At 44.8% G+C, this 25,740-nt stretch carries 21 protein-coding genes; 7 read left to right on the top strand and 14 right to left on the bottom strand.

What is annotated here, in order from left to right:
* Positions 1–23 precede the first annotated feature (23 nt).
* The 4 genes from CHRO_RS17275 to CHRO_RS17260 all read left to right on the top strand — a co-directional run bounded on the left by CHRO_RS17275 (position 24) and on the right by CHRO_RS17260 (position 5,594).
* A complete protein-coding gene (locus CHRO_RS17275; RefSeq protein WP_015155526.1) occupies positions 24–1,547 on the top strand; it encodes an O-antigen ligase family protein in 1,524 nt (507 codons plus the stop codon).
* Positions 1,548–1,567: 20 nt separating this feature from the next.
* A complete protein-coding gene (locus tag CHRO_RS17270; RefSeq protein ID WP_015155525.1) occupies positions 1,568–2,584 on the top strand; it encodes a methyltransferase domain-containing protein in 1,017 nt (338 codons plus the stop codon).
* Positions 2,585–3,078: 494 nt separating this feature from the next.
* A complete protein-coding gene (locus tag CHRO_RS17265; RefSeq protein ID WP_015155524.1) occupies positions 3,079–4,068 on the top strand; it encodes a glycosyltransferase family 2 protein in 990 nt (329 codons plus the stop codon).
* A gap of 98 nt (positions 4,069–4,166) precedes the next feature.
* Entirely contained in the window at positions 4,167–5,594 is a 1,428-nt protein-coding gene (locus CHRO_RS17260) for an oligosaccharide flippase family protein (protein ID WP_015155523.1), read from the top strand.
* 118 nt (positions 5,595–5,712) lie between these two features.
* Here the strand turns inward: CHRO_RS17260 and urtE are convergent, their stop codons facing one another.
* The 8 genes from urtE to CHRO_RS17225 all read right to left on the bottom strand — a co-directional run bounded on the left by urtE (position 5,713) and on the right by CHRO_RS17225 (position 14,082).
* A complete protein-coding gene (urtE, locus tag CHRO_RS17255; RefSeq protein ID WP_015155522.1) occupies positions 5,713–6,474 on the bottom strand; it encodes an urea ABC transporter ATP-binding subunit UrtE in 762 nt (253 codons plus the stop codon).
* Positions 6,475–6,573: 99 nt separating this feature from the next.
* Positions 6,574–7,347, bottom strand: a complete 774-nt coding sequence (gene urtD / locus CHRO_RS17250) for an urea ABC transporter ATP-binding protein UrtD (RefSeq protein WP_015155521.1) — start codon at positions 7,345–7,347, stop codon at positions 6,574–6,576.
* A 50-nt stretch (positions 7,348–7,397) separates the two neighbouring features.
* A complete protein-coding gene (locus CHRO_RS32415) occupies positions 7,398–7,562 on the bottom strand; it encodes a hypothetical protein (protein ID WP_181824187.1) in 165 nt (54 codons plus the stop codon).
* Positions 7,559–8,725 (bottom strand): urea ABC transporter permease subunit UrtC, encoded by a 1,167-nt coding sequence (urtC, locus tag CHRO_RS17245; RefSeq protein ID WP_015155520.1) that lies wholly within the window; start codon positions 8,723–8,725, stop codon positions 7,559–7,561. Before urtC ends, CHRO_RS32415 begins: the two co-directional genes overlap by 4 nt.
* Positions 8,726–8,817: 92 nt before the next feature.
* Complete coding sequence (gene urtB / locus CHRO_RS17240) at positions 8,818–9,978, bottom strand: urea ABC transporter permease subunit UrtB (RefSeq protein ID WP_015155519.1); 1,161 nt, start codon at positions 9,976–9,978, stop codon at positions 8,818–8,820.
* A gap of 251 nt (positions 9,979–10,229) precedes the next feature.
* Positions 10,230–11,558, bottom strand: coding sequence for an urea ABC transporter substrate-binding protein (gene urtA, locus CHRO_RS17235; protein WP_015155518.1), 1,329 nt, complete (start codon positions 11,556–11,558; stop codon positions 10,230–10,232).
* A gap of 164 nt (positions 11,559–11,722) precedes the next feature.
* Complete coding sequence (locus tag CHRO_RS17230) at positions 11,723–13,141, bottom strand: O-antigen ligase family protein (protein WP_015155517.1); 1,419 nt, start codon at positions 13,139–13,141, stop codon at positions 11,723–11,725.
* Positions 13,142–13,239: 98 nt separating this feature from the next.
* Complete coding sequence (locus CHRO_RS17225; RefSeq protein ID WP_015155516.1) at positions 13,240–14,082, bottom strand: YaaW family protein; 843 nt, start codon at positions 14,080–14,082, stop codon at positions 13,240–13,242.
* A 303-nt stretch (positions 14,083–14,385) separates the two neighbouring features.
* Here CHRO_RS17225 and CHRO_RS17220 point away from each other — a divergent pair, with 303 nt between their 5' ends.
* Together CHRO_RS17220 and CHRO_RS17215 are read left to right on the top strand one after the other, a co-directional pair.
* Positions 14,386–15,468 carry an NAD(P)/FAD-dependent oxidoreductase gene (locus CHRO_RS17220; protein WP_015155515.1) on the top strand — a complete coding sequence of 361 codons (1,083 nt, stop codon included), beginning with the start codon at positions 14,386–14,388 and terminating at the stop codon, positions 15,466–15,468.
* Between the two features lie 418 nt (positions 15,469–15,886).
* On the top strand, positions 15,887–16,243 hold the full coding sequence (locus tag CHRO_RS17215) for a hypothetical protein (protein WP_015155514.1): 357 nt from the start codon (positions 15,887–15,889) through the stop codon (positions 16,241–16,243).
* A gap of 16 nt (positions 16,244–16,259) precedes the next feature.
* Here CHRO_RS17215 and kaiC read toward each other — a convergent pair whose 3' ends face one another.
* The 3 genes from kaiC to CHRO_RS17200 form a co-directional block, all read right to left on the bottom strand.
* On the bottom strand, positions 16,260–17,816 hold the full coding sequence (gene kaiC, locus CHRO_RS17210; RefSeq protein ID WP_015155513.1) for a circadian clock protein KaiC: 1,557 nt from the start codon (positions 17,814–17,816) through the stop codon (positions 16,260–16,262).
* A gap of 111 nt (positions 17,817–17,927) precedes the next feature.
* Positions 17,928–18,245, bottom strand: coding sequence for a circadian clock protein KaiB (gene kaiB, locus CHRO_RS17205; RefSeq protein ID WP_041463238.1), 318 nt, complete (start codon positions 18,243–18,245; stop codon positions 17,928–17,930).
* Between the two features lie 79 nt (positions 18,246–18,324).
* Positions 18,325–18,672, bottom strand: coding sequence for a circadian clock protein KaiA (locus tag CHRO_RS17200; RefSeq protein WP_071925444.1), 348 nt, complete (start codon positions 18,670–18,672; stop codon positions 18,325–18,327).
* Positions 18,673–19,350: 678 nt separating this feature from the next.
* On the opposite strand from CHRO_RS17200, the gene CHRO_RS17195 reads away from it, so the two are divergent.
* Positions 19,351–22,686: an ATP-binding response regulator gene (locus tag CHRO_RS17195; RefSeq protein ID WP_015155511.1), complete on the top strand. Its 3,336-nt coding sequence runs from the start codon at positions 19,351–19,353 to the stop codon at positions 22,684–22,686.
* Positions 22,687–22,911: 225 nt separating this feature from the next.
* Here CHRO_RS17195 and CHRO_RS17190 read toward each other — a convergent pair whose 3' ends face one another.
* The 3 genes from CHRO_RS17190 to CHRO_RS17180 all read right to left on the bottom strand — a co-directional run bounded on the left by CHRO_RS17190 (position 22,912) and on the right by CHRO_RS17180 (position 25,506).
* On the bottom strand, positions 22,912–23,151 hold the full coding sequence (locus CHRO_RS17190; protein ID WP_015155510.1) for a hypothetical protein: 240 nt from the start codon (positions 23,149–23,151) through the stop codon (positions 22,912–22,914).
* 226 nt (positions 23,152–23,377) lie between these two features.
* On the bottom strand, positions 23,378–23,947 hold the full coding sequence (hemJ, locus tag CHRO_RS17185; RefSeq protein ID WP_015155509.1) for a protoporphyrinogen oxidase HemJ: 570 nt from the start codon (positions 23,945–23,947) through the stop codon (positions 23,378–23,380).
* Between the two features lie 98 nt (positions 23,948–24,045).
* Entirely contained in the window at positions 24,046–25,506 is a 1,461-nt protein-coding gene (locus CHRO_RS17180; RefSeq protein WP_015155508.1) for a carotenoid oxygenase family protein, read from the bottom strand.
* Positions 25,507–25,740 lie beyond the last annotated feature (234 nt).

The following is a 25,740-nucleotide window of genomic DNA, read 5'->3' as shown; positions in this document are numbered from 1 at the left end:
ACTAGCTGCTAAAACCAGGTGTTATGAACGTGAGAAATGAAATCAGAAGGTTAGCCACCAGCTACCTGCCTGCTTCACAGGTCTCTTTTTGGATCGGAGTGGCGGGTGTCTTGGTAGGGCTAGCTGCGGGCATCCTGGTAGCTGCTCAGCCTGTTTATCTATTTGCTGGGGCGATCGCTTTTGCGATTATTATCAACTTCTTTGCTGATTTTGAACGCACGGCGATCGCCCTGTTAATTCTTCGCAGTTCGCTGGATATCTTCTCGGCGCAGCAAATTCCGGCGTTATTTGCGCTAGGACTAGCGGCTTTAACATTACTCTACGTCGCCGCTGCGTTTTTAGAACGACGCACCATACAGACAGATTGGTTTTGGTGGTTTTTGTTGGCGTGGGTGATGCTGCAAGGTTTGTGGCCCGTGCTCTGCATCTTGGGAGGCTTGGGACTCGATGCCTCGCCCTACCTAGCAGATAACGTCAGAGAGTGGACGCGCTTATTCTCGTGGGCAATGGTCTATCTATTAGTCATGCAAATGAAAGATAGAGTTGCGCCGCAAAAGATTATCGCGCTGCTATTTTTCTCGTTAATTCCCCCAATAATTGTCGGCATGTTGCAGAAATATGCTAATTTCTTGCTACCATCTATCCTGGCATTGAAAAAGCCAGCGATTGTTAGTCAGTTTGTGCCAGCGGAGGTGGTCTCAGGCACGCGGATCAACAGCACGTTTGCCCATCCGAATAATTTCGTACTTTATTTACTACTTTTTATTTGTTTGGCTTTCTGGCAACTGTTACGGGGAAGCAAACCACGCTGGATGTGGTTGATTCTCTTATTTTTAATGGCAAATCTCTACGTCGGTACTGGGGCAATTTTTGGTTTAGTCATGCTCGTGACGGCTCTAGGAATTGCGATCGCCCCCAGGTTGAAATTTTATAATGCCCTTGGTGGCATCATGTTACTGCTGTTGGTTATAGTTCTATTTGCCAGTACGGATTACGGACGCAGCCGCCTGGATGGAATTGCCAATACACCACTGCTGAACCCAGATATCGACGTTTCGCGGGCGATCGTTATGTCGTTTTCCGACTACAACAGTTTTAACTGGCGGATTGCCCAGTGGTATTATCTTTTACGCGCATGGCTGTACGAACCTTGGTTTGGCTACGGACTTGGTACTGGCGTTTACTTGAGTCCGTATAATTTAGTACCGCACAACGACTACATTCGCGCTTTAGTAGAAGGAGGTATTATCGGTTTGGTAACGTTTGTGGCACTCTTGGTGGCACAGGCGATCCGACTGCTCCAACTGCTGCGACAAGCTCCTAAAGGTAGCGATCGCTGGAATTTCTGCTGGAGTTTGTTAGCCCTACTGATTGCAACGTCCTTGGGTATGGCAACGGATAATGTTTGGAGCGGTACGGCTTTTTACTTTTACTGGTGGACTGTAATGGGCATAGCAGGCTGGAACTGGCAAGAGCGGAAGGATCGCGGTGCAGGCGATCGCGCCATGCTGTTGACGATGGAGACTGCTATCGAAGTGAAAAATTAATCCTCATTCCAAATGAATCCGTGAAAACACAATCTCCCATTTCCTTATCAACTGCTGACAGTACTCCTTCGTCCCTGCGTCTATCTGAGGAAACACAACAATTGTTGTGTTGTCCAGTTTGTTCCGCTCAATTAGAATTGGACGAGTCTCAGCTCAAATGTACGAACACTCTATGTCAGGCTTGTTTTCCGATCGTGAATGGCATCCCCATATTGATTGACGATGAGGCAAGCGTGTTTGCGATCGACGATTATCTCGATATAGACAATTCAACTCTCAAACCAAAACCTTTATGGGAAAGACAACTCATTAATTTAATTCCCAGCATTCATTTAAATCTTAAAGGCAAGCAAAACTATCAAAAATTTGTTGCCCTACTTCAGCAACGCCATTCCCGTCCAAAAGTTTTAGTTGTTGGTAGTAGCATCAGAGGTCAAGGAATGGAACCCCTGTATTCTGCTCCTGACTTAGAACTTGTAGAAACAGATGTTGCTTTTGGCGCGGATGTCTCAATTATCTGCGACGCTCACAGCCTACCTTTTGCAGACAATTCTTTCGATGGAGTTGTCATTCAAGCCGTCCTCGAACACGTCGTCGATCCTTATCAGTGCGTCGCAGAGGTGCATCGCGTTCTCAAACCAGAAGGAGTTGTTTATTCCGAGACTCCTTTCATGCAGCAAGTCCACTTGGGGAGATATGATTTTACTCGCTTTACCCACTTGGGACATCAGCGTTTATTTAGAAATTTCGCCGAAATCGCCAGCGGTCCAGTTTGCGGTACGGGAATGGCACTCGCTTGGAGCTATCAGTATTTTCTGCTGAGCTTTGTCAAATCATCCGCTGCTAGAGCTGTGGTGAAGATAATAGCAAGGCTAACTAGTTTTTGGTTGAAGTATTTCGACTACCTCTTAATTGACCGCGCCGGAACGTATGATGCGGCATCTGGTTTCTATTTTCTCGGTACGAAAAGCGATCGCACTGTTTCAGATCGAGAATTGCTGGCTCAATATAAAGGCGCTCAAGCTAGCTCTTTTTAAAAGAGCTTTACCATACAATGGTATATATTACCTGATAGAAACCAATGATAGCTGCAAAGCAGAATCTTTCCCTGAATTTGCCGCTATCGCAATTTAATGCGATCGATCGTACTCTATCTCGATACATTTCAAAGCCCAATTATTAACTAATACAGCAATCCTATTTGATTCATGAACGCTTCTAGCCTGCGGCAGGCTAGAAGCCTACTTTACAAATCATTTGAAACCGCTATATCTGCATAGCAATATATCGATTTATCGTAGAAAGTGAGATAAAGACAAGTCAATGAATGACAAGCTCGTGCTTGTATCAAGACTTGTTCATCTGTGAAGAGACGTTGCCCGCTCGCTGTTTCTTGTCATGAAGATCGAAGCGATCGCATCAAGTCAAAAAATGTTTTCAATTGGCTATTATGTATTTCCGATATCTAGACGAACTGAAAAGAAATGCTCTAGTTTAAGAAACATAATTTCCCAAGTCGAAATTTAACAATATGCCTAAAGTTTCAGTCATTATTCCAGCCTACAATTCCATCACCTATTTACCAGCAACTTTAGACAGCGTGCTGGAACAGACGTTTACTGATTTTGAAGTCTTAATTATTGATGATGGTAGTTCGGATAATACTTCTGCATGGGGCAGTCAAATCCAAGACCGGCGCGTCCAATTCATGACTCAAGCCAATCAAGGTACTTGTGCCGCACGCAATACAGGTATTGCTCTGGCGCAAGGAGAATACATAGCATTCCTCGACGCAGATGACTTGTGGCATCCAACCAAGTTAGCTAAACAAGTCCGCTATTTGGACGAACATCCAGAAGTCGGCTTAGTGTATACTTGGACAGCATTGATCGATCCCGAAGGTAGACCTACGGGCAGAATCTTTGCTAGTCGCGATCGGGGTGACGTGTGGCAGCAACTCGTACAGCGCAATATTACGGAATCTGGCAGTTCGTTTATGATGCGCCGTTGCTGTTTTGAAACTGTAGGGGTATTCGACACGACCTTATCCCACGTTGGCGACTGGGATATGTGTTTGCGAATTGCCGCTCGCTATAATTTTGGGGCGATCGAGGAACCTTTAGTGTACTATCGCCAGTACTCGAACAGCATGTCCAAAAACTGGCAGCGGGTGGAGAAATGTTTTTATACAGTGCTGGACAAAGCATTTCAATCTAAATTGCCAGAACTACAAGATTTAAAAGACCGTTGCTATGGCTTGGTAAACTTAACCCTTGCTTGGAAATGCCTGCAAACTCAAACCAAGGATTACAAACAAGCGATTCAATTTCGTACCACCGCGATCGCCTATTCCCCTCAACTGCGGTACTCTAAAGAGTACGTTCGCCTGAGTGTAGCAATTGCGATCGTGCGCTGGTGCGGTGCTGATGGCTACAATCGTCTCTTGGCAATATTTCATGCTCTGCGGCGGCGAATCTCAAACCTCAGAAATCGGCTTTCACTTCCTCTCAGTACGGGTTAAGTGTTGCTTGTAACTTATGCTTCAAGTAGTTCGAGTCCTCAATCGTCTAGCTTAGTGCGACCGGACGGCGACGAACTACCGTCTAAAACCAAGAATTAATGCATACCAACCAATCTCTCAAAACTCTCAAAAACAAAGTCCTCCAAGGAGGTATTTATCTAACTATTAGACAGTTGGCAGCATCAGCGCTTTCCTTAGTCAGCGTGCTGGTAATTGCTCGCGTCTTAGGACCAGAAAATTATGGCGTAGTTGTCTCGGCTGCATTTATTCTTTACTTCACTTTCTGGACGGCAAAATGCGGTTTAGATGTCTACTCGATCCGCCAACCCACTTTACCGAAAGATGCCGCAGAGCAGATTTTAGCGTTTTACAATACGGCAGGGATCGGGCTGTGCGTGTTGCTGTGGTTTGCTACGCCTCTAGTGGGTGCGTGGACGGGACAAAGCGTGCTAGTCGAAGTCCTGCGGTGGCTAGTTCCCGTCATTTGGTTGGAAATGGTAGCTAGTGCCTCGATCGCGATGATGGAGCGAGAACTGCGTTTCCCTCAAGTTGGTTTAGTTGAAACTTTGGCACAGGTATCGAACTATGCAGTCTCCGTACCGCTCGTACTCCTAAATTGGGGCTATTGGGGACCAATCGCTGGTTTTGTCGTTCAGTTTACGCTACTAGCGGTGATGGCTTCTGTTTGCTATCCGATCGCGTGGCGTTGGCGCTGGCAACCGCAATTCATCAGTTCTGCACTGCGTAGCGGTCTGGCTTACTCCGGCTCTAATTTAATTTGGAATTTTAAAACTCTCACCGTTCCCCTAGTTGTGAGCCGTCTAGGTGGGTTAGAAGCGGCTGGAATTGTCGGTATTGCCATCCGTCTTTCCGATCAGTTGGGAATGCTGCGGATCGTGATCGCTCGGCTTTCGATCAGCACTCTTGCCAAATTACTCGGCGATACTGATGCATTGCGCCGCGCCATCAGTCGTGGGATTATCTATCAAGGTCTGTTGGTTGGTCCAGTGTTTGCTCTCTTTTCTTGCTGTGCTAACTGGATCGTCCCTTTAATGTTTGGCAAGAGTTGGCTACCCAGCACCCAAGTCTTTACGTTCGTTGCCCTAGCAACCTTGCTCTACACGGTATTCAACATGCATATTTCGGCGTTATATGCCGCAGGACACAATCGCGATGTGGCTCGGTTTAACGCCATCTATATTAGTCTGTTTTGGCTAGCTGCTTGGCTGCTCCTACCAGTTTTAGGAGCTTGGGGTTATGGCGTGGCAGAATTATTTGCCTTACCTAGTTTTTTGGCGCTGCATTTTTCCATCACCAGATTGTGTGGCGCACCGGATTACGGGGATGCAATTTGTTTAATTATCGCCACGGCAATTCCCCTACTTGCTGGTCCCTGGCTACCGTTTTACATCAGTTTGAGTTTGTTGGTTGCCAGCTACAGTATCTTATTTCTGGCTCGACCCACCCTCAGAAGCATTCCTCTAGAATTGTATGCAGCTTGGAAAACGCCTAAGCCTGCTAAGTAGTAGAAAGTCATTTGTCAATTGTCATTTATGGCGATCGATGGTTAGTTCTCAGTTTTGACTCTTCGTTTTGCTCAAGAGCAAGCTTTTGACTTTTGACTTTTGACTTTTGACTTTTGATCTAGACTGCCAAAAATCGCTGAATGACATCCTGACTGAGTTCGCTGGTAGTACCAGATGCGACAATTCCGCCTTTTTGCATCGCATAGTAACGGTCGGCTTGGCGGACGAAATGCAGGTGTTGTTCTACCAACAGCACGGAAATTCCAGTTGTAGCGATAATATCGCGAATTGCTGCCTCAATTTCTAAAATAATGGAAGGCTGAATTCCTTCTGTCGGCTCGTCTAATACGAGTAAGCGGGGATTTCCCATTAAGGCACGGGCGATCGCCAGTTGTTGCTGTTGTCCGCCGCTTAAGTCACCACCCATCCGCGATCGCATTGTTTTCAAGACGGGAAACAAGGAAAAAATGCGATCGGGAACCTTTTGATGGTTTTTTCTACCTTGGGGTAGCGCTTCAAAACCGAGTAGTAAATTTTCTTCTACTGTTAAGCGAGGAATAATTTCTCGCCCTTGAGGAACGTAACCAATTCCTAATTTTGCTCGTTTATCTGGAGACTTCAAAGTTATCGGCTGTCCGGCAAAAGTTACTGCACCGCTACGAGGTTTAATTAACCCCATAATTGTTTTTAGCAGCGTCGTTTTTCCCACACCGTTGCGCCCGATCAGACAAACCATTTGTCCTTCTGTAACGCTAAGATCTACGTTGCGTAAAATATGGCTTTCACCATAATAGACATTCAATCCAGCAACTTGTAACACTGGTTTTTGGGCAGTAGAAGAATTGAATGATGAGGCGATCGCGTCTGTAGCAGGATTCATATTTTATTTTTGGTAATTGGTAATTGGTAATTGGTAATTGGTAATTGGTAGTTGGTAGTTGCTCCCCCAGCTCAAGAGCAGCTCTCTTTTCCCTACTCTCTACTCCCTGCTCCCTGCTCCCTGCTTGTGTTCTACTTCCTGTCCCAAATACACTTCAATCACGCGAGGATCGTTTTGTACTTCGTCAATGTTACCTTCACACAGTACCGAACCTTGATGCAACACTGTTACCTTACGCGCAATCTGACGCACGAATTCCATATCATGCTCGATCACCATAATGGAATGACTTTGAGCCAAAGCTAAGAGTAAATTCCCGACATTTTCGGTTTCTTCATCGGTTAACCCTGCAACAGGTTCGTCAACTAATAATAAATCTGGCGATTGCGCTACAAGCATTCCAATTTCCAGACGCTGTTTTTCTCCGTGAGATAGTTTTGACGCAGGTAGATCTGCATTTGCAGTGAGTCCAATTGTTTCTAATAACCCAGATACGGTTTGGCGTTCCGCACTCTTAGGTTTACCAAATAAAGTTGACCACAGCTTTTTTTGTTGATTGCAAGTGATTTCTAAATTTTCTCGTGGAGTTAAGTTGAGATATATTCTAGGCGTTTGAAACTTGCGACCGATCCCCATGCGGGCAATTTGATGTTCTTTGAGCGATCGCAAGTTTTTTCCTTTGAACAATACCCGTCCTTGAGTTGGTTTTGTCTTCCCTGTAATCACGTCCAAAAATGTTGTCTTTCCTGCTCCATTAGGACCAATAATAACTCTTAATTCACCTTTGTCTAAACTAAAATTAAGGTTTTTCAGTGCCTTAAATCCATCAAAACTGACCGTAACATCTTCTATTTCTAAAATTTTTTCGCCCACTTTATACCCCCTGTTTCAGTTATCAGTTATCAGTTATCAGTTATCAGTTATCAGTTATCAGTGGTAGTTGGCAATTGGGTGGTGCGTGGTGCGCTCAGGCGTGGTGCGTGGTGGGTGTAGTGTTTTTTCTCCCTCAGCTCCCTCAGCTCTCTTCTCTCCCTTGTCTCCCCCCTCTCCCTTGTCTCCCCCCTCTCCCTTGTCCCCTCACTCCTCACTCCTCACTCCTCGTCTCTATCTCCTGCCGTTCGCTTTGCACTTCTGGGTTGACTTCAATTTCAGGATAAGTTGATAGCTGCCGACGATGACCGAGCTGCAACAAGTCAGAACTACGCAACCAACCGACAATACCATCGGGTAGCACGGTCACAACGATTAAAAATAGCGCCCCTTGGAAAAATAGCCAGATCTCGGCAAATTGTTCGCTGAAAAAACTTCTGGCATAGTTGACGAGCAATGCTCCTACAACTGCGCCTACTAAGCTGCCACGTCCGCCAATTGCTACCCAAATAACCATTTCAATTGAGAAGGCAACATCCATCGCTCTTGGAGATACGGAGCCGCTTTGGAGAGTATACATTGCCCCTGCCAACCCCGCGATCGCCCCTGAAATTGCAAAAACTAGCACTTTAAATTCTGTCGGGTCGTAACCGGAAAACCGCACTCGACTCTCATCATCCCGAATCGCTACCAGCAGCCGTCCGAAGCGTCCGCTAGTTAACCAGCGACACAAGGCATAGGTAGCAATGAGTAGCAGCACCGTCAGAACGTAAAAAGTAAATTGCGACGGTCGCGACCCTACGGCTGTACCCAAAAGAGTTTTGAAGTTAACGAGTCCATTCGTACCGTTAAATAGTTTTTGCTGCCCGTTAAAAAAGTTGAAAAAAACGATGGTTGCTGCTTGAGTCAAGATCGAAAAATAAACGCCACGAATGCGATTGCGAAAGACCAAATAGCCCAACAAGGCAGCCAAGATCCCAGGAATCAGCACCACAGCAGCCGAAGCAAAGGGAAAAGCTTGAAATGGATGCCAAAACCAAGGTAGTTCGGTCACGCCGTAAAGTCCCATAAAATCGGGAAGTTCCCCTTGAGGGACTTGGAGTTTCAAGTGCATACCAATCGCGTATCCACCCAAACCAAAGAAGATCCCGTGACCTAAACTGAGTAACCCGGTGTAACCCCAGATCAAATCTATGCCCAAAGCGACAATTGCCAGGGATAAAAATCGTCCTAACAAATTGAGGCGAAATGGGGAAATTAAAGTTGGAATAATAAAAATTAATAAGAGTGCGATCGCGCCTATTATACCTGCTTCAATTAAGAGCGATCGCTTCTTACCTCGCTTTAATCCTCGTCTCCCTATTGCTGCGTCTGCTGTCATTTTTAATTCCTTCTTGATTGGTCATTGGTCATTAGCCATCGATCGTTTGTAGTTACTAGCTTTTGACTTTTGACTTTTAACTTTTGACTTTACTAAGCATCCACAGTCCTTCCTTTCTGTGGGAAAATCCCCCCTGGGCGCACTTGTAGAAAGGCAATAATTAAAGCAAATACCATAACTTTCGCCATACTCGTAGTGGCAAAAAAGGTAAAGAACTCAGATAAAGGCGGGATGGGTGCTGTGAGGATTGCTAGAGTGCCAGAACCAACTAGGTAATTTACCGTACCAATTGCTAATGCGGCTACAATTGTGCCGACCAATTTACCAACACCACCGACAACCACCACCATAAATGTATCGACAATGTAGTTCTGTCCTGTATTTGGTCCCACAGAACCGAGATAGCTAATCGCACATCCAGCAACTCCAGCTAGTCCCGAACCAATTGCAAATGTAAGGGCATCAACTTTTTGAGTCGGAATGCCCAAGCAAGAACTCATGCTACGATTTTGCGTTACAGCACGAATTCGTAATCCCCAAGCAGTGCGTTGCAAGAATTGATAAACTCCAATGACGCAAATAATTGTCAGCGCAATGATAAATAATCTGGCATACGGTAATTGAAACCCACCTACAGGTAAACCGCCACGCAGCCATCTCGGTGCTGAAACATCCACGTTTTGCGCCCCAAACCAAGGCTGATTCACTGCGAGTTTGTAAGTTTGACTCAAAATATTGCCAACTGCGATCGCAATACCTAAAGATAAAGGCAGCATCACTAGTACAAACCAATTACGAATGCGATCGAAGTCCGAACGACGCTGGACGATCCACAAACTGCCAAAAAATAACAGACAAAATACAACTATTCCAATTGCCAGTACCCAGTTCACGCTACGAACGAACTGTTGCAAGATTAAACTTACACCCCAAGTTGCTAGTAAGGTTTCTAATGGTCTGCCATAAAGATAGCGAATGACTCCTCTTTCTAAAATGACTCCCACCCCAGCAGCGACTAAAAAAGCAAATATGAGAGCGAAAAAAATATAAAAATCGAACCAAGGTTCGCCCAATTTTTTAAAGCCTGCTTGGACTACAAAAGTCGTGTATGCTCCTAGCATCATCAACTCGCCATGTGCCAAGTTGATTACACCCATAAGTCCAAATACGATCGCTAGCCCTAGTGCTGAAATTAAAAGCACGGAACCGATACTAATACCGTTAAATAAACCGTCAAATAATCCAATTAACACGCTTCCCCCTATTCAGTTATCAGTTATCGTAGGGGCGGGTTTAGCAGATAGATTGACAATTCAAACAGTAGATCGAGAGTCAAAACCCGCCCGTACAGCAGTCAGTTATTAGCAATCGGTGTAGAGACGTTACATGTAACGTCTCTACTATTAAACAATGAAATAGCGATCGCAATTGTTTATGAAAAACAAAATTTCTCCCGCTGATTCATACTGCATTTGACAACTGATAACTGATAACTGTCAACTGTTTAAGCTGACTTGTATTTTCCGCCTTTATTAGGATCTGACCAATCGCAGCTATATCCCTTAGTTTCTTTAACAAATTGATTCCAGGGAAGCGGTGCAACTGCTTTATCAGTAGAGTAAACGATTTCAAACAAACCATCGTCTCTCACTTCACCAATTCGGACAACTTTAGAGATATGATGATTCTTATTTAGAGTAATTTTACCTTCTGGTGCATCGAGAGTTTGTCCGTAAGCAGCAGTTCTGACTTTAGCTAAATCGTCAGCCGTACCAGCTTTTTCTACTGCTTGTTTCCACAAGTAAACCGCGATATATGCAGCTTCCATAGGGTCATTTGTAACTCTATCTTCGCCATATTTTTTCTTGAAGGCTTCGACAAACTTTTTATTAGCAGCTGACTCAACTGTTTGGAAATAATTCCAAGCAGCGTAGTGACCTTTCAGATAATCTGGACCTATTGCTCTGACTTCCTCTTCCGCAATACTGACAGACATGGAAGGATACTTATCTGGATTCATTCCAGCGCCTTGTAATTGCTTGAAGAAAGCTACGTTGCTATCTCCATTCAACGTGTTATAGATGATGCCACCATTAGGTAAAGCTTGCCGAATTTTGGTAATAATTGGTGTAACTTCTGTGTTACCAAGTGGGAGATAGTCTTCACCAACAACCTTACCACCTTTTGCTGCTAATTGCGCTTTGATGACGGTGTTAGCAGTCCGGGGAAAAACGTAATCGGAACCAACTAAAAAGAACTCTTTCCCTTTATTTTGCAGCAACCAATCTACTGATGGTTCGATTTGTTGGTTAGGGGCTGCACCAGTGTAGAAAATATTTTTAGAACACTCTTGTCCTTCGTACTGCACTGGATACCAGAGCATATGGTCTTTAGATTCAAATACTTCTAGGACGTTCTTGCGGCTAGCAGAAGTCCAACAGCCAAATACTGCAACGACATTATCTTCGTCGATTAACTTGTTAGCTTTTTCTCTAAAAGTATCCCAGTTGGAAGCACCATCTTCGGTAATTGGGAGAATTTTCTTTCCTAACACGCCACCAGCAGCATTGATCTCTTCAATTGCCAGCATTTCTGCGTCTACGACACTCTTTTCGCTAATCGCCATCGTACCGCTAAGGGAGTGTAAAATACCCACCTTGATTCCATCTCCACTAGCAGCAGCCGTGCTGACATTAGCAGCTGATGGCGATGCAGTTCCATTAGGACTCGATTCAGTCGTAGGCGAATTTGCACAAGCTTTTAATAGAATACTGGTTCCCAAAGTAGCGGAACCATACAGTAAAAACTTCCGCCGATTAAATTGTGTTGTCATAAGTGGAGAAATTATTTCGTGCAGATATATGCTTTACAGCAGCTATATCCATGGATGGACATTGATAGATACTATGGCTCTACTTGCACGAGAATTGTATTTTATTATACTAATTTTATATTTTCGAGACGGTAAGGTGTAAATTAAGGTAAATATTTTCAATCTTAAGGTAGAATCCGCTCTTGATGGCACTGTGTTACTCCAGCGATCGCTGCCAACAAAATCCAGAATAGAGTGTTGAGACGAGCATCAAATATAGTGACATCTGTGGTGTTAAAAAGCAGACAAGCACAAACAGCCACTAGATAAGTGAAAACAATGAGGCGATCGCTGTGATGCGGGAATCGGGAGTCGGTAGGGGCGGGTTTATTCGGGATATCTGTCAAAGGAAAAATCATTTTTCGATCGAACCCACCCGTACAGGAGTTGGGAGATCTCTTAGCTAAGAATTGAATCGATTGAAACAGAATCCAGCCGATCCAAGCACAAAAAACGATGGTTGCTGGAAGACCGATTTCCGCTGTCAGCATCAGAAACAGATTGTGTGGATGACCCATCCAAGTTTGGGTTTGTGCCATGTAGAGAGGCTGAAAATTCCGCAACCCCCAACCCGTCCAAGGGCGTTGTAGAGTCAAATTCCAGGCAAACCGCCACTGTGTCGTTCTCAACGTTGCTTCTGGACGAACGTAGAGTTGGTCTGTTAACCTCTGCCAAAAGTAAGTGGGAACGATAAGCCGCAGCCATTGTTGCAGGGGTGGAGGTGAAAAAGCTGCGCCAAAAATAGCCGATGCGATCGCACTCACTCCCACCAGCAACCAATGCCAACCCTGATACACCGCAAAAGCGATCGCCGCGATCGCGGCGATCGCCCAAGCATTGCGAGAATTCGTCAAAATCAAAGCTGCCAAATTACCCAGTACAATTGCACCCAGTAAGATTTGAGTGGTAAGGGGTGAGGAGCGAGGAGTGAGGGGTGAGGGATAAAATAGTTTTGACTTTTGACTTTTAACTTTTGACTTTTCCAAAAAGCTTTCAATCCACAATCCCACCGAGAGAATAAAGGCGATCGCGAGATATGCACCAAGGACGTTGGTATACATAAAAATAGAAGTCATTCGACCAGGCGGATTACCTTGAGGGACGATCGCGCAACCCAGTGTCACTAAAATATCGTGCCACGCTTTCGGAGTTGCCCAGCCCCAATATAGTTGACCAAAGCCCGCGATCGTTATTGGTACGGATGTGAATACTAAGATTTGTGCTAATCGTCTGAGTTGAGCTGGTGTTTGTAACAAGACGCTAAAAGTTACAAATAAGCTAAAAAATGGCACGAAATTAAATAATCCTAACCAAGCGTCCCGGCGATAATAAGCGAATAGACTCATTACCACCAACCATCCACTCAAGATTATTAGTACCCAGTTGAGCCGCCTGCGGAAAATCGTGCGGTACTGTCGTCGCCAAATAACAAATTGCGCCCAGAGCAAAGCGATCGCTCCTACCAAAGGTAGTAACGGAAACAGTAGCAGCCCTAATTGGATGCTGTTCCAAGCATTGTGTAGGCGTTGGTCTTTGATACTCATCAGTTACCAGTAGAGAGTGACTAGTGACTAATGGCTGGTGACTAGAGATAGAATCTAACCACTAACCACTAGCCACCAGCCACTCATCAATGACCAATTTATGCCATTTCCCAACATTCAGCACGGGTAAGGCGAATTTGCGCTAGAGCAAAGATTGCTGGAATAACGCGACCGTAATTGGTTGAGATTGCCCTCCAACCTAAATCGGCGAGAAACCACGACCACATAATCGGTCCTAGAAAGGTAAATGCTCCCCTGACTGCTCCATACCTAGCTGCACTTACAGCCATACCTTGCTGGGCTGTTTTCAGCGTGACGTAATTTTGAAACTGAGCTGCTGCAACTGCACCACCTTGAACGATCGCTTCTTTAGCCATTTGATAGCTGGCAAAATGCAAAGCAAATTGCTGGGCGATCTGTTTGAGCAGTATTGGTTGGATAATCGAGCTAACGGCGATCGCACTCCCACCTTTGACCAGCAAAGACATCGGGTCTTTTTGTATGGATATCGGTAGCGGTTGTGATGGGGAAGACGCTGCTAGCGATCGCTGTACCCGTGCTGTCAGTTGTTGCTTTTCTGAGGCAGGTAGACGCTTCCACGTCCGTCCTAAGAGATTTAAAAAGACTTCTACCTCTAAATCGGTGGTACTCAGCGCCGTGGAGTAAGAAATTTTGAGATAGCGACAAACTTGAATCAGAGCTTGTCTGTAAGTAAATTTGTTCGTGTCTCCACGCAACACAGTCATTCCATCGGCAGCTAAATAGCGGAATCGTTCTTCTAGCGTATCTAACCACGCTTCCCTATCTAAGCTTTGAACATCAATCGGTTCGGGAGTGTGAACGTAATCTAGGGGATTAAACTTACGGCGAAATAACAGTTGGGTTAAATGCTGTAATTCTTCTTCCGTAGCTAGTTCTAATGCCGCTCTCAGTTCATCCAAAATCCCGTCCTCCCGCAAGTCCAGCAACAGTCACTCACGATCGCTATTTTACTTCTAAAGTGAAGGATAAGGAGTAAGTCAAAAGTCAAAAGTCAAAAGTCAAAAATTAGGAGTCAGGAGTCAGGAGTCGGGGGGAAGAGAGCTGAGGAAGCCCAGGGAGCTGAGGAAGCTGAGGGAGGAAGAAATTTAAAGTCTCCACACCCTTTCTTCACTAGTCACTGATAACCGATCGCTGATAACTGGTCACTGGTCACTGATAACTGCTCCCTACTTCCTATTCCATATTCCCTATTCCCTATTCTTATGTATGACATTGCTGTAATTGGAGCTGGAATAGCTGGTTTGGCTTGCGCTCAGCAGTTGCACCAAGCTGGGTATAACGTGCTAATTTTGGAAAAATCGCGGGGTTTGGGAGGCAGAATCGCCACGCGCCGCTTGCATGATACTCTTGCCGATCACGGGACTTGTTACTTAAAGCCAAAAGGCGAGTTAATGCAGCAATTTGTGCAATTGTTATGCGATCGCCATATTCTTCAAGTCTGGACAGAGAATTCCGAATTCCGTAAGGGCGCACAGCTGTGCGCCCCTACAAATTCCGAATTCCGTTACGTTGCACCGGCGGGAATGAATGCGATCGCCAAGTTTTTAGGACAAGGTTTGGCAGTTTGGCGTTCTCAAAGGGTAGAGGCGATCGCTTTTCATAATTCTTATTGGCAGCTATCTCTAGAATCTGCTTCTTCTGAAGCTACTGCTAACCAACCGTCAGAAGTCATAGCTAAAGCTGTTGTTTTGGCGATTCCCGCACCGCAAGCTTTAGCAATATTGGAGCCATTAACCGAGCTTTCTACAGTTTGTCAGCAGCTGCGTTCTGTAGAATTTAATCCGTGTTTGAGTGTCATGGCTGGATATTCATCTCAATTGGAATCACAACCGGATTGGCAAGCAGTGAGTTTTGTTGACAATCCCGTTCTTGCCTGGGTTGGTTGGGATAGTAGCAAACGAGTCGAAAAAACTGGTAATTTTGAAGTTTTTGTCGTGCAAAGTAGTGCGGATTTTGCTCGGCGTTATTTAGAAACTTCCGATTTACAAGCTGCTGGTTACGAGTTATTAGCAAAAGCCTCTGAATGTTTGCTTCCCTGGTTAGCTAAACCGGAATGGTTACAAGTTCATCGTTGGCGCTACGCTTTTCCCAGTCGTCCTTTAGGGCAATCTTGTTTATCTACTGAAACTAACTTACCTTTAGTTTGTTGCGGTGATTGGTGTGGCGGAAATTTTGTCGAAGGTGCAATGCATTCCGGTATAGCAGCAGCGACAGAGATTAATCGTCAAATGGAGGGGCGATCGCTCCCTGGATCTAACTTTTTACAGGCGATCGCTCTAGAATAATATCGATTCGACATAGATATTATTTAATGTCATTTCCGAGCGGGGATCGCGAATCTTGAGTTAAAAATATGCTTAAACTCAAGAAAAATGTACAAATCTCAAACCTTAATTTCTGTCAATTATTTCTCAAATTTTCCTCTTTTTCACTCACTTGTATATTAAGTTGAGTAAATATTTTACTGAGTTTTGTATAGATTCGTGCTAGAAAATCTTGGCATTGAAATAATTGTAAGTGAGAGGTAGATCGATTTGCTGCAAGAGGTTTTTCAGACTTAGTAACGAGTTTAGGAACGGAGTTTATATAATTCTACTCGCCATTCTAAATCTACTTACACAATTGAGCGATCGCTTTACATCTATCCAAAGAAATAGATTTTATTAAAATACACTTTTGCTGGGGAATTGGGGGGAATGAAATATGTCGAAAACATTAGTTAATTTAACCCATCAAGCACTAATAGCAGAAGTTGAGGCGGTTTTAGATAATTATCCTTACTATCCTCACTGTCAAGCTTTTGCTAATCCCGATTTGCGGCAAGAGTTAATTGCTTACGTCCTCAGTCGGATTCCTTGTGCTTTTAGTGCAGTAGACGATCGCGATTTAACTTTTCTAACCTATAGGCTTCCTGGCGATCGCGCGGAGTATCGCATCCAGATTGAAAATTTAATTCATCAAGGGATTTGCTGTGTCTTACAGGATAAAGCAGATTGGGTCAGCTGTCACATTCCCGAGCCATATCAATGTGGTGTAGAACCTTCGCATTGGTTCGGTTAAAGATCGTAATCAACTACTACTCGCCACCTTGAAATCCCTTGACAATTCGCGATAACTCTGCTTTTTCATCTCTACTAACGCGACTGGGAGAGCCGCTGATGATTCCCTCGTAATTACTAAAGGAATCGGTAATTTCAGGACCGTCAGCACTAATTGTATACTCGCGAATCCCATTATCGTGCCAGGAACCGCGCATTTTAAACACGTTAATTGCCCGCGACATTTGCCCGCGAATTTCTACATATTGCAGTAATAAAATCGTGTCTGTAATTGTCGAAATATGGGATTCTGTAATTGAATGCGCTCCCATGAATTGATCGGTAGTATTGGTGAAAAAACCCGTGATCTCTTCTTGTTTAGCAAAACCAGTTACGCCAATGACGAATTGTCGAAAAGCATTGTTACTGACTCCTCTTGCTAAAGCTGAAAGCGAATCGATCGCCACTCTAGCTGGTTTAAATTCAGCAATTTCTGATTTAATAATCTGTAAATGGTCTTCCAATCCTGCCGATTCAGGATAAGCACAGATAATCTTTAACAGTCCTTTTTTCTCTAAGTCTTCAAAGTCAATTCCCCAAGAATAAGCATTGCGTGACAATTGAGCGCGAGATTCTTCGTAGGCAAATAAAATTGCTCGTTCGCCGCCGCGACAGCCATTTTCGAGAAACTTACTGACGAGTAACGTCTTACCTGTACCAGTAGCCCCCGTTGCCAAAATAATCGAATCTTTAAAGAAACCACCGCCGCACATTTCATCCAACGTCTTCACGCCGGAGGAGACGCGCACGTTAGAAGAACGCTGCGTTAAGCGCATTGCACCCAAGGGAAAGATATTCACTCCATCGTTGGTAATTGTGAACGGATATTCTCCTTTCATATGCGTCGTGCCACGCAGCTTTAAAATCTCCATCGTGCGACGACGGCGTTCCCCTTCTAGAACGTTACGCACGATCGCCACGTTGTCAGCGACAAACTCTTCTACACCAAAAGAGGCGATCGCGCCATACTCCTCGGTGCGTTCGGTTGTAATTATCGTGGTTACGCCAATCTGCTTGAGTCTGGCAACCAAGCGAAAAATTTCTCGCCGGACGACGGAAGCCGCTTCATACTGTTGAAAGACAGCCGTGATCGAGTCGATCGCTACCCTTCTTGCCTTATATTTATGGATAGCGTATTGCAACCGCTCGATCAACGCCGATAAGTCGAAGTTTCCAATCACCTCTTGTCCTTCCGGATCGGGCGAAGCGTCTAAAATAAACAGCTTGCCTTCCTCGATGAGTTTTGGTAAGTTCCAGCCAAAACTGTAGGCGTTTTTAATAATATCGCTGGGAGATTCTTCAAAAGTGACGAATACACCTGGCTCGTCAAAAAAAAGTATCCCATTGTACAAAAATTGCACGGAAAATAAAGTTTTCCCAGTTCCCGAAGTCCCGCTAAACAGAGTGGTTCTCCCTAGTGGCAAACCGCCATGACTGATATCGTCAAACCCCTCAATCATGGTGCGAATCTTTTGCACGCCTGTCCCATTTGGGCTATTCTTATTTTGCTTACCGCTGGAAGTGATTTCGCTCATCGCTTTAGAATCAAAGGGTTATTAAACCAAATTAAAACCAAATTAAAATTAGTTTATTTTTTATAACAATCCAATTTTACTGAAAGATTATCCCATATTGAAGTTATAAAATCACTCCTCAAGTGCCTCTGCCTCAACGAGTTCTTCATAGAGTAAATCCAAGCCAATTAAAACTTTTTCTCGGTCGGAAAGATCTCCGATAATTTTCCGTACAGGCGGCGGCAAGATTTTCGAGAGCGTTGGCGTAGCTAAAATTTTATCTTCCTCTGCAAGTTGAGGGCTTTTCAGCACATCAATTACTTTCAGGGCATAGACTCCTTTAAATTCTTGTTCTAGGATGTTTCTGAGCGTTCTTAATGCCCGAATGGAGTTAGGAGTATTCCCAGCTACATACAGCTTTAGAACATAAGTTTTTTTAGGCGCGTTCATAGATAAAGACGCAGAGGTTGTTTGGAATGAAATCTGACCACTTATTATGCTATCAAAGTTTAATTGATACATCGCTTGCTCAGGATATGGAGGTGCGATAAATTTCGCACAGGTGAGCCAAAATATCAATGAGAGTCAAGCGATAGTCTAACAACACTTCGTCATTTCGCCCTTCTAGCTTCAACTGCTTGGAAAATTCGTCAATTAATTCCATATGAATTTCAATAATCTGAGGCACGGGAACTTTAGCATCAAAAGCTACATTAATAAATCGCTCGATCTGTTGTTTTACTGTATTATCGTTATTAAAATAACGCAATAAGATTTGACAATAATCAGCTTTTAGTTGCTGTATAAACTCCCGATCTCGATTCAGTGTCATCTGCTGTGATAAGCTTTGGCGTTTTCCGATGTGATGTTCATCCATGCAGTTAACTAGCAATTACTCTGAGGGAAATAGCTAATATCAGGGCAGTCATGTTACATAGCATTATATGGTTGTTTAATACTATTTTTAGATTTGCAATTCGACTAAAAAAAAGCAGGTAGTTCAATTTAACTGCTTTGCGATCTAGGAGGGGATCGAGCGATCGCCATCAAAAAGAAATTGAGGTTGAAGCCGCGCGCTCGGTCAGTGCATTACTAGTCATAATGAGTTCATCAAACAATCGAGACGACAAAAAATAAAATTATTTGTTTGTTTATGGGCGACAGCAGACAGAATAGAGTAAAAAAGATTCTAGATCGATCCAGTGGATATATTTCGATTGCTCGCTACTAAGTCAGCATTCATATCTCCAGAGTTCAAGAAAGGTGTCAGTTCCATTACTTTTATGAAGTTAATTAAACTAAATTAAAACATTATAGCGTTTTCTCGTGCGCCTTTCCTTCCACAACTTCAGTTTGAGAGACTATAACTGGTATATGCGTAGCTCTATTGCTAAAGGAGCTATAACTGTAATCGAAAGTCTCTATTGCTTGGCAGTTTTAGATTCAATTATCTATCCAGCAAAACACTAGAGCCAAAGATGGCAGCGCCAAGCGTTCAATTCGTGGATCGAGTACCGCATTTTTGCTTTCTCCCCACTCACTACTCTGTTAGCTCATGTCAAAGTCCAAGTACAACTTAGGTGACTTTATCGAGACTGTCCCTAGCTGTTTACAGACAGCTACTTTGGCTATGGCATGGGAAATCTTCAGCCAGGAGCAAAGCGATCGCCTGATTGTGTTGGATCGGCAACGATCTCCCCTGGGAGTGCTGCATCTGCGGCAATTTTTCCCCCACTGGTTGGCAGCAACAAGCAATAGCAAGAATGCCAAGCAATCCTTATCCAAAGCAACCGCTCGCATACTAGAACCTATAGAAAAGCTACCAAATGAGTTTAGCCTAGAACAATTCCAATCGTATATAGATTCCCGTCTCGAACCCAGCGACATCAAGCAGACTTTTGCGATCGTCGATGCTGAGGGAAAGTTTTTAGGGCTATTGGAGCAAACAAAGCTCTGGAAAGTTTTAGCCGCAGCCGCGAGAACCAAAAAGCGCGATCGTTTAGCAAAAACCACTTTACTCAAAGCAACCATCGAGCGCGGCATCGAGCCAGAGCAACTCGATCCGATCGTCCAACTGCTAGAAAGATTACCCTTACCATTGATGTTACAAACAAGCCTGGGCGAAGCGATCGCCCAGAATCCTGCCTGGAATCGGCAATTTGGTAACATGGGCAATCCCGAAGCAATTCGGCAAGAAGTCGAAGCAATTTTGAATGTGGCGGGAACTCAGCAATCGGTAATTGACTTGGAATCGACAACAGCAGAAGCTACTGAGGCTAGTCGAGAAGTCGATCGCGCCAAGTTAAGCGATTGGCAGGCAACAACTCATCACTTCAGTCTCACTGCACTACAGGAGCAAGTATCTTTACTATCCACACCCGATGCGGCAGAACCTAACATTATACGCTACTGCCAGCAGGGAGAGCAAGAAGGGACGTGTATCTGTATTTGTCCCGGACAACAGGGACAAGACCGAGTGTGGCAATTTCTCAAAATTCCTTTACAAATGTCAGTCGTCAGCCGCCAACAGCAATCCGAGCGAATTTGGTTGTTGATGGCTACAGATGTGACAGAACAGCGACAGATGGCATCGGAACTAGCCGCCAAAAATGCCGATTTGATTCAACTCAATCGCTTGAAAGATGAATTTCTTGCTTGTATCAGTCACGAGTTGCGGACACCCCTAACAGCAATGCTGGGGTTATCTACCTTACTAAAAGATCAGGCACTAGGACAGCTCAACGAGCGTCAAGCACGCTACGCGCGGCTAATTCACGAAAATGGACGACATTTAATGAGCGTGGTCAATGACATTTTAGATTTGACCCGCATGGAGACAGGACAGTTAGAATTAACCCTCGAACCAGTCCACATTCGTAAAGTATGCGAACGCGCGGTCGAGCAAGCTCGGCTTGCCTTTAGCCCGAAAAACAACAAAACTGCTGTGGTGGAGGCAGGGACAGACAGCCATCTCGAACACCGCTTTACCTTAGCGATCGAACCCGAGTTAGATATCATTGTGGCAGACGAATTGCGCCTGCGCCAGATGCTAGTTCACTTATTGGCAAATGCCTTCAAATTTACGGCATCCGGCGGGGAGATCGGTTTGCGAGTCAGCTATTGGGCAGGGTGGATTGCCTTTACAGTTTGGGATACAGGAATTGGCATTCCCGAACACCAACAACACTTAATTTTTCAGAAATTTCAACAGCTGGAAACGCCGTTGACGCGACAATTTGAAGGTACGGGTCTGGGTTTGGTTTTAACCAGAGCCTTAGCTCGGCTGCATGGTGGTGATGTCAGTTTTTTGTCTCAAGAAGGTAAAGGCAGCCAATTTACCCTATTGCTAGCACCTACGCCGCCCAAGAAGAGAGCAGGGGGAACGGGGGAAGTAGGGGAGGAAGTTGGAGAGCAAGTAGGAAGAATGTCCGCAAACATACAACGGCAATCTCCCGCCAATAATTCCACTGGCAGCAACGCACTAGGAGTTCAGAGCCGGACTTCTGGACGTGGAGAAAGTAACTTTTCTCTGGGATCTTTGGGTTCTCCACCCCCCGATCGCCATTTGGTGCTGGTTGTGGAGGCTGCACCCCGATTTATTGAAGACTTGGCAGAACAACTGACGAGTTTGGGATATTGGGTGGCGATCGCTCGTTCTGGAACTGAGGCGTTAGAAAAAGCCCGTCGTTTGCAGCCAGGAATTATATTTATCAATCCCTTACTACCTTTACTCTCTGGCTGGGATGTACTGACTTTGCTCAAATCCGATCCAGCTACGAGTCAAATTCCAATCGTCGTCAACACCACAAGAGCCGAGAAAAATCAAGCTCTTTCCCACCGGGCGGACGAATTTATCAGCTTACCCGTACAGCAGCAAGTCTTGCAGCAGGTGATGACTCGTTTGTGCGGCGCGCCAGTGACCTACTCTCAGGTCGAATTATCGCAGCGCGTTCAAAAGTACAAACAGCTGACGATTCTACGATTAGTGACTCCCAACACCGAACTTTTAGCCAGAGGCGATGTCAACCATTTAGAATCATCTCTAAATCACTGTCGCGTTCTCGAAGCCGATGACTTAGAGCAAGCATCATTGCTAGCGCGGATTTGGCGACCAAATGTCATTTTACTGGAGCGAGCGATCTGCGAACCCCTCGATTTCTTACAACAGTTGACCGAATATCCTAGCTTGGCAAATTTACCCATCGTGACGCTAGATGCCGCGATCGCCCAAGTTGCGAGTCAAATAGAGCAACTCAATATATTTCCTTGTTTGACAAATCCGCCAGAGCCATCGGCTGAAGTGTTACTATCTGTTCTGCACGTGGCAGCAGGCGTGAGTTGGGAATATAGCGTGTTAGTTTTAGATATTGCTAATTTGGACGATTTGTCTGACGAACACAGCCACAATACTCAAGCTTCTGCCGGATCGCTGCGGGCGGAATGGTTGCAAGCTTTAATTCAATATTTGCAAACAGCTGGTTTTCGAGTCGTGATGCCGCATACTTGGGAGGAAGTGCAGCAGCAAATTCAACAACAAAACGTCGATCTGATGCTCGTTTGTTTAGGAGAGAGGCAACAAGTCGAGAAAGCCTGCACGGCGATCGCAACTTTAGAGCAGCAGAAATTACCACCTATCATCGCTATGGAGCGATTATTTACCCAAAATGAAGTTAGAGAGCAATTTCCTGCTTACTTAGAGTCAGAGGGGCGATCGCTACCTTCAGAACAACTGCACAATTTGGGTAACGCAAACGCAGCATCCGATTTGGAGTCGATCGAACACGCATTGGGGGCGATCGCAACTAAAGTCCTGCCTTCCTCTATCTCTATGGAAGAGTTATTGAACAATATTCATCAAACTCTGTTGGCTCACCCTGTAGAAAAGGATTGAGAGTGCAGAGGAAGGCAACATAGCCGCAACATTGAGAAACGCAATCGCGGATAAATGCAACTAGATGCAACGCGATCTGAAAATTTGTATTGATTTGTAAAAATGTTTTTAAAAGATTGTACTACTTTGCCAGAGTCAATCGAACGAAGTGGTGAATTATACCTGGCAGTACTTCTCGGTTGAAAAAGTGACTAATGCAACGGTACGAACAGTAGAAATTATTGATTAGAACGAACGCGATTGAGCGAGGTCGCGAATCAAAGATGTTTTCCCGCGCAAGTAAGTACTCACATTCGCGATCGCTTCTCGATCCAAAGGTTGCTGGTTGCCAAGTTCTGCGAGCAAGTGCGAAACCAGTTCTGAGTCACTCAGTCTGAGTAGAATGCTGCTTTGAGTATGTTCTACCGCAGACCATAGCTGCCGTAGGATGGTTGAATTCATGTTGCGGGTTTCGGTTGCGTACATAACAAACAAAAAATTAAGGTTTTCTTTAGACTTTCTTTAGAATAGCTCATCGCCTTTTCGAGGCAACAGAAGTTGAAACATTGCTACACATAAACTCTGACTTCTATAAGAGACTCCGTAATGTTTGCAGTTATGTACGCAATTTTACTCTGTCTGTAGAGGCAAAACCTGCGTAACCGTAGATCTACCCAAAGCTAGAAAGTCGGTGGGCATTGCCCACCATCAATCACTCTTGCGGTACTTGTGCTATTAACCTTTCCTTATCCAACCTCCGCTTTTTGGCGTAAAGTTGAATTGTTGCTGCCATTGCCACAATCATGCCGAAAATTGCCCAGACGGTAGCATTTGTAGGTAAGTTATTTTTAAATACGGCTAGCAATACGATCGCCACTAACATCACAGTTGGGGCTTCATTCAATGCCCGTAATTGCTGACTGCTCCACTTACACTCATTTTTTTCTAACTGTCGCATCAGCCGTTTGCAGTAGTGGTGATAGCCCAATAGCAGTACGACAAATGCTAACTTGACATGCAACCATCCCTGTTTCAGGACTTCCGGTTCCGTCGTCAGTAATCCAATTGCCATTGCAACTGTCACCAGCATCCCAGGAGTGGTAATAATGCTATACAGTCGCTTTTCCATCAATTGATACTGATTCTTGAGAATAGTACGGGCGGGTTCCGGCTGTTCGTCTGCCTCGACATGATAGATAAATAGCCGCACCAAGTAAAATAACCCAGCGAACCAAACAACAATGCCAACCAGATGAAACGCTTTAAACCAAAAATAAGCCATGATACCAATTTTGGATGTTGAATTTCAGACTTTGGATGTTATACCATTTCAGATCTTTGCGCCTTTGCGTCTCTGCGTGACATTAAATCCAACAAAATTTACGCTTGTCGCCACGCCCCATGAAATCCCATCGGTACGACGCTAGGTAATTCCAATTTACAGACAGGTGGTGCATCTAAGCGATCGCTATCGAAAATCCAGACCTCACTGCGATCGCGATTTCCGTCATAGACTACCGTAACGATCCAACCAGAAGCAGGATTTTGCGGATCGGGGGCAAAAATTGGTTCCATTGGATAGCAATTTTCGCCAAAATCTGCAACCGTCAGAGATTGAGTTTGCGAGTCAAATTTAGCGATCGCATCAAACATTTCTGCACCGCTATTTACCCCCGAACGATGAACGGAGAGAAAAGTAGGAGAAGCAGCTTGCCCAATTAAATGAGGTAATCCGATCGGAAATTCACAACTGCGATCTAAAATCTGCTCGATCGCCGTCACTTTACCCAAGTTTGGATTCAAATGAACTCGCGATAAACTACTGGGTGCAGGCGTATGAGTTTCTCCCGTTGCCACTTCCTTTAAGTATTGATTGGTCTGAAAGTCTTCATACCGCACCAAATCCACAATAATCGTACCGCTAGGATCGACGTAACCGTTAGCAAAATGCCATTGATACCAAGGTTCAGTTTCGCCACGACTGACAAGGGTAAGGGTTTCGCGATCGAATATGAGAAACTGAGTGCCGAGTTGAGGCTGCCATTCTAAAGCATCGCTGTAACAACTCAAGCCTAACAGCACGGGTAACGCATTTACCCTAACTGGAGGCACGAAAAAGACTAAATACTGTCCTGCTAGGACGAAATCATGAACGATCGGCACGCCATCTAAGGTAAATGTAGCTTTTTGCAGAATTTTACCCGTGCGATCGCTTTTATAGAGATTCAAGTTAGCGTTAATTCCAGGGCTAATCCCAAAGTTGAAAATTTCTCCCGTGTGCGGATCGCACTTGTAATGAGCAGAGTAAGGTAAACCATGACTTAATCCAGATAAAATGTCCTCGCCTTTTGTCTCCAAAGTCTGCAAGTCTAAAGCGTGCGGTTTACCACCTTCCCACAATGCTAAGAGTTTATCCGGTAGAGGTAAAACAGAGGTATTTGCCACATTTTTTATTGGCTTCAACCATCGATTCCAGAACGCACCTGGGGCTGTCATCCCATAATTACCATACACCAGGCGATTTGCGGCGGCTTCTTCTTGATAACCAGCAGTTTGCACGTAGCGGTATGAGGCGATGGCACGCCCCTCACCCCCCTGAGAAAGGGGGGAATTAGAATTAAAATCAACGGCGAGAATTGCCCCATCACCATCAAACCAATGCCCCATCCGCATTCCACCCCGTTCTAATCTGGCGGGACCGTTGCGATAGAGAGTTCCGCGTAAATTAGAAGGGATTCCCCCAGCTATGACAGGTAGGGGAGTGGGAGAAAATTCTGTTGCAGGTTGGGCGATCGCTTTCGCCCAGGCTTTCGTTATGGAAGGTTTTGTAGTTGTCTGCATCAATGTTACAAATTGTCATTGGTCATTCGTCATTGGTCATTTGTGAAATTTCCATGACGCTAGAAATATACTCAGTCGCGCCTCTTAGAACTCAAACGAGAATGTCGTGTATTCCTATTTCTATCGTCGTGATAATCTGAGCGCGATCGCTCGTCCTAAAGACAGTTATCAGTTGTCAGCGATTAGTGACTAGTGGCTAGAAAAGAATTCAGCCACCAGCCACCAGCCAGTAGT

It is taken from the genome of Chroococcidiopsis thermalis PCC 7203 (assembly GCF_000317125.1).
Taxonomy (GTDB): Bacteria; Cyanobacteriota; Cyanobacteriia; order Cyanobacteriales; family Chroococcidiopsidaceae; genus Chroococcidiopsis; species Chroococcidiopsis thermalis.
The sequence above is the reverse complement of the archived record's forward strand: the minus strand, read 5'-3'. Positions and strand labels throughout refer to the sequence as shown.